The organism is Nocardioides sp., assembly GCF_036274455.1.
Lineage (GTDB): Bacteria > Actinomycetota > Actinomycetes > Propionibacteriales > Nocardioidaceae > Nocardioides.
Genome location: NZ_DASUFR010000077.1, coordinates 36,997 through 44,442 on the forward strand (window position 1 = coordinate 36,997; position 7,446 = coordinate 44,442).

The window sequence follows — 7,446 nt, forward strand, 5'->3', positions numbered from 1 at the left end:
CACCAACCGGCTGATCCGACCGCTCATAGACGACGACCTGCGCCGCGCCCTGCGCCACGCCCGCACCCGCCGCCGGTACCGGCGAGCTCAAGGGGTGCTCACTCGGTTCTAGCGCGGCAGCCCGAGGAGCCGCTCGCCGGCCACGTTGCGCAGGATCTGCGTCGTACCGCCCGCGATCGACAGGCACCGGGTGTTGAGCAGCTCCCACACGTCCTCGCGCTGATCGGCGGACGGGGCCACGAGTCCGTCGCCCTGGAGCTCGACGACGAGCTCGGCGCTGTCCTGGCGGTTGCGCACGCCGAGCAGCTTGGCCACCGAGGACTCCGCGCCGGGGCTCCGACCGGCCAGCGAGCGCAGGGTGGTCCGGACGCCGAGCAGCGCGCATACCGTGGAGAGCGCCACGGCCCGCCCCACCCGGGCCCGCTGGGTCTCGGTGAGGTCCAGGTCCGCGGCCAGGACGAGGGCCCGCTCGGTGCTCCTGGAGAGCCGGGTCGTCGCCATCGCCACCCGCTCGTTGGCCAGCGTGGTCCGGGCCAGCCGCCAGCCGTCGCCGAGCCCGCCCACGAGGCAGTCGTCGGGGACGAACACGTCGTCGAGGAACACCTCGTTGAACAGCGCCTCCCCGGTGATCTCGCGCAGCGGCCGGACCTCGATCCCGGGCGACCTCATGTCGACCAGGAAGTAGGAGATGCCGCTGTGCGGCGGCACGTCGGGGTCGGTCCGGGCCAGGCAGATGCCCCAGTCGGCCCGCTGGGCCACCGAGGTCCACACCTTCTGCCCGGTGAGCCGCCACCCCCCGTGCACGCGCTCGGCCCGGGTGCGCAGCGACGCCAGGTCGGAGCCCGACCCCGGCTCGGAGAAGAGCTGGCACCAGACCAGCTCGCCGCGCAGCGAGGGGAGCACGAACCGCTCCCGCTGGGCGTCGTCGCCGTGCTCCAGGATGGTCGGCAGAGCCCAGCCTGCGATCACGATGTCCGGCCGCGTCACGCCGGCGCGGGCCAGCTCCTGGTCGATGACGACCTGGGTGACCGCGTCGGCGCCGAGGCCGTACGGCGCGGGCCAGTGCGGGGTGAGGTAGCCGGCCTCGACCAGCGCGGCCCGGCGCTCGGCCTCGGGCCGGCCCGCGATCCGTTCAGCGCTGGCGCGCACGCCGGGCCGGATGCCCTCGTCGCGACCCCCGAGGTCCACTTCTACCAGCCGTCGCGCGCCCGCGACCGCTCGGCCGGTGAGGCGAAGAGCCGCCGCGTCCGCGTCGCCGGCCAGCCCGCGCAGGGCCAGGGCCCGCCGCAGGTAGAGGTGCGCGTCGTGCTCGTAGGTGAACCCGATCCCGCCAAGGACCTGGATGCACGACTTGGCGACCTCTACTGCGCCGTCGAAGCAGGTCACCGCGGCCACGTCGGCGGCAAAGGCCCACTGGCCGTCGTCGCTCCCGCCGGCGGCCGAGGCGACGTCCCAGGCCGCCGCTGTCACGGCCTCCGCGGTCTCGAGCATCTCCGCGCACAGGTGCTTGACCGCCTGGAAGGCCCCGATCTTCTGGCCGAACTGCTCGCGGACCTTGGCGTGCTCGGCCGCCGTCTCCAGGCACCATCGAGCCACGCCCGCGGCCTCGGCCGCCGCCAGCGTCAGGGTCGTGCGGTGCAGCCGCTCGTCGGGCTCGGTCGCGGGGGTCGCCGACCCGAACCTGCGGCTCAGGTCGATGCCGAGCCGGGGCTGTGCCGAGGTGATCTCTCGCAGCGCGCCGTCCGGGCCCAGAACGTGCGTGGCGCCGGCCAGGTCACCGACCACGCCCGAGGGGTACGGGATCGCGACCGCTGCGCCGGCGCCGAGCCCGGGGTCCGGGGCGACCAGGCTCGCCACCGCGGTCGACAGCAGCGGTCCGGGCACCAGCTCATGGGCGCACGCCTCGAGGGCGACCGCCTGGTCGAGGACCGAGCCACCTCCGCCGCCGTACTCCTCCGGGAGGCCGATCGTCGCCACGCCCATCTCGACGCAGGCCTTCCACGTGTCGGCGAAGGTCGCCTCGGCGTCTCCCTCGGCGTCCCGGACGACCGCGCGGCCGCCGAGCGAGGCGGCCCACTCGCGCAGGCTGCGCGCGAGCTGGACATGCTCCTCGGAGATCCCGATCGACATGCGTGTCCTTCCGAAACTAGAACGTGTTTCAATTCTAGCTGGTTCAGACTCCCAGTGCGACGAAGGCGGCAGCCGTCGCCTGGCTGACCACGTCGCCGGCCGAGCGCTCGCGGACCCGCTGCATCACGACGCCGAGGTCGTCGACGTCGTCGAGGCCGGAGTGCACGTGCACCATCAGCTCTGCGGTGGCCTCGTCGTTCACCGGCGCCACGCTGGAGAGGACTCCGGCCGTGCCCATCGACATCAGCGCCGTGGCCAGGCCCAGGAGCTCGTTGGCGCCGACCGGGACCAGCACGCCCGAGTCGCACGCCGAGAGCACGAACCGTCGCGGCGCACGGCGTAGCCGCTCGAAGTCGTGGACGGTCAGAGGTCCGTCGTCCAGCTCGAGCGCCGAGAACATCGGGTTGTCGGCACGGAACCGGCCGTGCGCCGCCACGTGCACCAGCGCCGCTCCGTCCATGGCACGCAGGCACGCGTCCACGGTCGCGGCGCCGTCGCGGAGCACAACTGCGCCCGGATGCTCCGCCGCCACGATCGGCACCTCCGCGCCGCCCGAGACCAGTCCGGGGCCGACCACGAGCACCCGGCCCGAGCGTCTGGCGCGGCTCGCGCGGGCTCGCAGCCAGGACGCCGCCGTCGGCACGACCGACACCGGTAGCTCCGCCAAGGCCGGAAGCAGTCCCCAGGGCACCGCGTGCAGTGCCGCAGACGGCGAGACGACGACCGGGCCCGACGCCAGCAGCCTGACCACCGGACCGAGGAGAGCCCCCTGCAGCCGGGTTCCGGCGTCGGCGAGTCGAACCGGCCTGCCCCGCGCGGCTTGGCGCAGGACGAAACGCGCCGAGTCGACCGCGGCAGTGGCTTCCGCCGCGCTGCCGACGACGAACGCGCGGACCTTCCCACGGGTGACCGTGACGGCGCGCAACGTGCCGTCGACCTCGAAGAGCTCGACGAACGCCGCGTCACCGACCTCGTCGACCAGCCGTGCCACGTCCACGCCGGCTCGGACCTGCACCTCGCCATTGCTCGCCCCGACCAGCCGGCGTCGATGCTGGATCGCCTTCTCCAGCCTGGCCCGCTCGCGCTCGAGCTTCTCCTTCGGCTCCTCCTCGTCGCGAACCTCGGCCAGCTTCCGGTCGTTCGCCCGCAGCGCCGCGAACAGCCCGGCCAGCTCTCGGTCCTTCGGGAGCGGTGTCCCCGGAGCGGCCAGTGCTGAGGCGCGCCACCGCTCGCACCACCACAGCTGAGCGCGCGGCCGGGAGTCCGCCGCACGGGACAGCGCCAAGCGCGCGAGCTCGTCGCCCTGGACGGACGCCAGCGCCCGAAGCTCGGTGCTACCGAGCGTGGTCCGATAGTCATCCAGCGCATCGAGACCTTGGCGGCAGGCGTGCCAGACGCCACGGTCGCTCCCTCGTTGCTGTTGGTCGAGCGCCCTGGCCAGCCATGCGGTCGCGCGCACGAGGCCGGACGGATGGCGCCGGTAGCGGCCCGCGGCGTCCCAGAGCGGTGTGGCGTCGCGCCCGGTGTCGACGGTCGCGCGACCGGCCAGGAGCCAGGCGACCGGCGCGTCCTCCGAGCGCGCGGCCTCCAGTCGGTGGGCGACGAGGGTGGCGTCATGTGCCAGCGTTGTCCCCCGGAAGCCGGCACGGCGGCGTGATCCGAGCACGACCAACTGGGCCCGCGCCGTGGCCACTTCCCTCCCCTGCTGCCGGAACCGGTCTCGTGCGGAGCGGGCCGCCTGAGACGAGGCCCCGGTGTCTCCTCGAGCCAGCTCCGCGAAGGCCAGGGACAGCTCGAGCTCGGCCCGGTTGGCCGGGGGGACAGCGTCTCGTGCCAGTTGTTCGCGCGCCACTGTGCAGGCCTCATCCGGAAGCCCCGCGGCCATGAGCGCTTTGCACCTGTCCTGGCCGAGCTCGACCGGCACGTCACCGAAGCGGGCGTACCCAGCGGCCGCGCGGTCGAAGAGCGCCAGTGCGACAGGCAGGTCTCCGCGGCAGAACGCGACGTACCCCTGGTCGTGCACGACCTGCACCGCGAGCAGCTCTTCGCCCTCGTCTTCGAAGATCCCGTGGGCCTCATGCAAGGCTCGCTCGGCCCGAACCACATCGCCGGTGTCGAGGTGGAGCAATGCAGTCGTGACAAGCGTCCGCGCCACCCAAAGCCGGTCGCCAAGGGCGCGGGCGGTGCGCAGGGCGTTGCGGAGGTCCCTGAGCGCCTCACGGTGGCGGCCCAGCACGACGGCAAGGATGTGGCCGCGGCGCATGAGGCAGCGGGCGATCACCTGCCGACCCACCGCTCCGAGCACGGCCTGGTCCAGCTCGTTCAGCCCGGACCGTGTCTGGCCGTCCAGAGCCAGGGCAGTCCCGAGGGTGGCGCGCACGTCCGCGAGCCGGTCCGGGTCGCCGCTGCGTCTGGCCAGCGCACGTGCGGACCGCAGCTCCCGGACCGCCGCGGCAGTGTGGCCCTCGTCGCGAAGCACGATGCCACGGGCTTGGCCCACGACTGACAAGGTCCACGGGTCGGCGTGGACCGTCGCGAGCTCCTGTGCGCGGGCCACGGCCTCGGCCGGGTCCGCCAACGCCACCCGCAGCAGGTCGTCTGCCGCCGCGATCTCGAGACTGTTGGGCATGGCGGCCCCTTCCCTCACCAGCCGCATGACCGCTAACTTGCACAGTCAACCCAGAGTTGTCGCGAAAGGGAGTCAGCCATGACCCTAACGCCCGGCGACGACCTCATCGAGACGGCACGGCAGAGAACCCGTGACCAGTTCGCCCTTCTCCAAAAGGCCCATAGAGACAGCATCATCGTCGACACGGACGACCCAGCCGACTTCAACTTCATGTGCAGTGCCGACCACGTGCTGCTCCCGCCTGCCGACCGTCGCGCCGATCCCCAGAGTCCCAAGTTCGACCCCGAATACAGCCCGGACGAGGACGAAGAGGACGCGGTGAGCCGCCTGGTCCGGTGGTTCGAGGGCCGCCCGGGTTACGGCGCCCTCCCGGCGCGCGAGCCGCAGCCGCGCGGCGGCCTCTCCCGGCGGTTCCCGCTGCCCCCGCGGACCGAGCCGGCTCCGGACGGTAAGGACCTGCTCGCCACGCTGGCCGAGATGGACGACGACCCAGAACTGGGTCCGGGGTTCGCGACCCCCGACCATCTGATGCACATCTGTCCGAAGGGCAGCATCTGTCCAGCCACTGAGCCGGCGGAGACCGCCGTCATCGGCCTTTGGCCGCCGCAGACCGGAACTCTGAACGCGGGAGCCGGCGTCCGCGTGCTGGTCATCGACACGGGGTGGTACGACCCGGCAGCGGACCCGCATGCGATCCAGCCGATACCGCAGAACCTGCCGTGGGACTGGCTGACCAACCCGGACGTCGTGGGAGACCCGGAGCCCGACGGGATTTGGGACGACGAAGTCACGCACGAGCTGCGTCCCTACGCGGGCCATGGCACCTTCGTCGCCGGCGTGGTCAGATCGATGGCACCGCAGTGTGAGATCCGGGTGCTTCCCCTGCTCATCGACCGCAACGCGCCCGGGGGTGGGGTGTTCGAGCAGCAGCTGGTCGACGACCTCTACGACGCGTTGGGCCACGAGCAGCTCCCCGACGTGATCAACATGTCGGCCGGATGTCCGACCCGGCTGAACCTGCCGTCCCGGTCTTTCGAGGACTGGCGTGCTGAGCTGAGGTCCCGGGATCCCGTGCCGGACCTGGTGCTGGTGGCCGCCGCGGGCAACAACTCCAGCCCGTGGCAGTTCTGGCCGGCGTCGTTCAAGTGGGCGACCGGCGTCGGGTCACTCGACCACGACGGGTCGGTGTCGAGCTTCTCCAACTGGGGCGACTCGGCGGACGTCTTCGCGCTCGGTCGGAACCTGGTGAACGCGTTTCCGAACGGCACCTACCACTGTCACGAAACACCCGACAAGCGTGACGAGCGGAGGTTCGAGAACTGGCGAGCACGCTGGAGCGGAACTTCGTTCGCGGCGCCGCTGATCACCGGTCTCATCGCGGCCGAGATCAGCCGGCAGCAGCCTGCGGATCGGAGTGCGAAGCGAGCACGCGACACGGTGCTCGCCGCGCTGCCACGGATGCCTTCGCTGAGAGCGAGGAAGGTGGCGGCCGTCCGCGCCGCTCAATTCCCGGCTCAGCCCTGAGGGCCGGCCACCAGCACGATCCACGGCGTACGCCGCAGCACGCCGTCGACCCGGACCCCGAACCGCACCGGACCGGCCGGCACGACCACCGAGAAGACCCCTGAGGCGTCGACGGGGCTGGTCTGCGTGCCCTCCCCGACCGACTCCACGAGCACCTCGTCGACCGCCGCGTCGAGGACCTGCCCGAACACCTGGTCGCCGTCCACCTCGATCTCCAACGAGAGCCCGTCGGTCTCGAAGCCGAGGGTGCGTACGTCGAGAGCACCACGCACGGCCGCGTCCGCGAGCTCCAGCGAGTCGTGGGTCAGGGCCAGCAGCTCCTCGTCGATGGTGCGCCACGAGAAGGCGGCTCGCGCAGCCTCCCGTCGATGCTCGGGGACCTCGCTCACCTGGGCCATCGCCCGGGCCAGCTCCTCCATGAGCCCTTCGTCGTCAGTCGAGGAAGACATCGAAAGCACCTCCTTCACGTACGGGCGTGTTGTCTGCCCAGTCGCGCAACGCCCGAGACCTGCGCAGCTGGGCCAGGGCTCGTGCCCTGGTCGGTCCGATGCTGCCCCGCGGGATCCCCAGCCGGGCACTGATGTCGTCATAGGACAGGGGCGGGTCGACGAGGAGCATGAGCAGCAGCTCGCGGTGCTTCTCCGACAGCTCCCCCATCGCCTCGCGCAGGGCAGCAGCCCGGAGGTCCTCCTCCAGCGACTCGCCCATGTCGAAGACCTCGGCGGTGTCGAAGGTGTGGCCGGCCGGGTCGGTCGGCAGGTCCCGGGCCCGGCGCTTGATCACCCGCAGCCCCTCGTGGCGCGCTGTGGTGGCCAGCCAGCCCGGCAGGGCCCGGGGCTCGCGCAGCCCGTCGAGGTGCTCGACGAGACGCAGCCACACGGTCTGGTTGACGTCGTCGGCGTCGGCCGGCGAGAGACGAAGGCGGCGGATCACCGCGGTCACGAGTGGGAGGTAGCGGTCCACCAGGGCGTTCCACGCGGCGGAGTCGCCGTCGCGCGCGGCCTCGACGAGCTGCTCCACCTCGATCGGCTGCGGCATGAGCGTCTCCTCCGCGCCTGGGACGGCTCCGCAGAGGTTCATGACCTACGGACGCACGGACCCGCCCCCCGGATACATCAGGTTCGCCTCCCCCACGCAGGCAACTCCACGGTGACACCCATCAC

Annotated in this window: 5 protein-coding genes; 1 reads left to right on the plus strand and 4 read right to left on the minus strand. The window is 72.3% G+C overall.

The window, feature by feature from the left end:
* Positions 1 to 108: 108 nt before the first annotated feature.
* Together VFV89_RS07665 and VFV89_RS07670 are read right to left on the minus strand one after the other, a co-directional pair.
* The gene (locus VFV89_RS07665) at positions 109 to 2,130 is read right to left on the minus strand and encodes an acyl-CoA dehydrogenase (RefSeq protein WP_329705329.1); all 2,022 of its coding nucleotides are present in this window, start codon (positions 2,128 to 2,130) and stop codon (positions 109 to 111) included.
* A 43-nt stretch (positions 2,131 to 2,173) separates the two neighbouring features.
* A complete protein-coding gene (locus tag VFV89_RS07670) occupies positions 2,174 to 4,759 on the minus strand; it encodes a CHAT domain-containing protein (RefSeq protein ID WP_329705330.1) in 2,586 nt (861 codons plus the stop codon).
* 78 nt (positions 4,760 to 4,837) lie between these two features.
* On the opposite strand from VFV89_RS07670, the gene VFV89_RS07675 reads away from it, so the two are divergent.
* Positions 4,838 to 6,283, plus strand: coding sequence for a S8/S53 family peptidase (locus VFV89_RS07675; RefSeq protein WP_329705331.1), 1,446 nt, complete (start codon positions 4,838 to 4,840; stop codon positions 6,281 to 6,283).
* On the opposite strand, the gene VFV89_RS07680 is transcribed toward VFV89_RS07675, so the two are convergent.
* Together VFV89_RS07680 and VFV89_RS07685 are read right to left on the minus strand one after the other, a co-directional pair.
* On the minus strand, positions 6,274 to 6,732 hold the full coding sequence (locus VFV89_RS07680; RefSeq protein WP_329705332.1) for a hypothetical protein: 459 nt from the start codon (positions 6,730 to 6,732) through the stop codon (positions 6,274 to 6,276). The genes VFV89_RS07675 and VFV89_RS07680 overlap by 10 nt on opposite strands.
* The gene (locus tag VFV89_RS07685) at positions 6,716 to 7,321 is read right to left on the minus strand and encodes a sigma-70 family RNA polymerase sigma factor (protein ID WP_329705333.1); all 606 of its coding nucleotides are present in this window, start codon (positions 7,319 to 7,321) and stop codon (positions 6,716 to 6,718) included. The genes VFV89_RS07680 and VFV89_RS07685 overlap by 17 nt, the downstream gene beginning before the upstream one ends.
* Positions 7,322 to 7,446: the final 125 nt, after the last annotated feature.

Bases quoted from the DNA above. Each gene is read 5' to 3' on its own strand.
- VFV89_RS07665 (WP_329705329.1), bottom strand. From the start codon at position 2,130: ATGTCGATCGGGATCTCCGAGGAGCATGTCCAGCTCGCGCGCAGCCTG.
- VFV89_RS07670 (WP_329705330.1), bottom strand. From the start codon at position 4,759: ATGCCCAACAGTCTCGAGATCGCGGCGGCAGACGACCTGCTGCGGGTG.
- VFV89_RS07675 (WP_329705331.1), top strand. From the start codon at position 4,838: ATGACCCTAACGCCCGGCGACGACCTCATCGAGACGGCACGGCAGAGA.
- VFV89_RS07680 (WP_329705332.1), bottom strand. From the start codon at position 6,732: ATGTCTTCCTCGACTGACGACGAAGGGCTCATGGAGGAGCTGGCCCGG.
- VFV89_RS07685 (WP_329705333.1), bottom strand. From the start codon at position 7,321: ATGCCGCAGCCGATCGAGGTGGAGCAGCTCGTCGAGGCCGCGCGCGAC.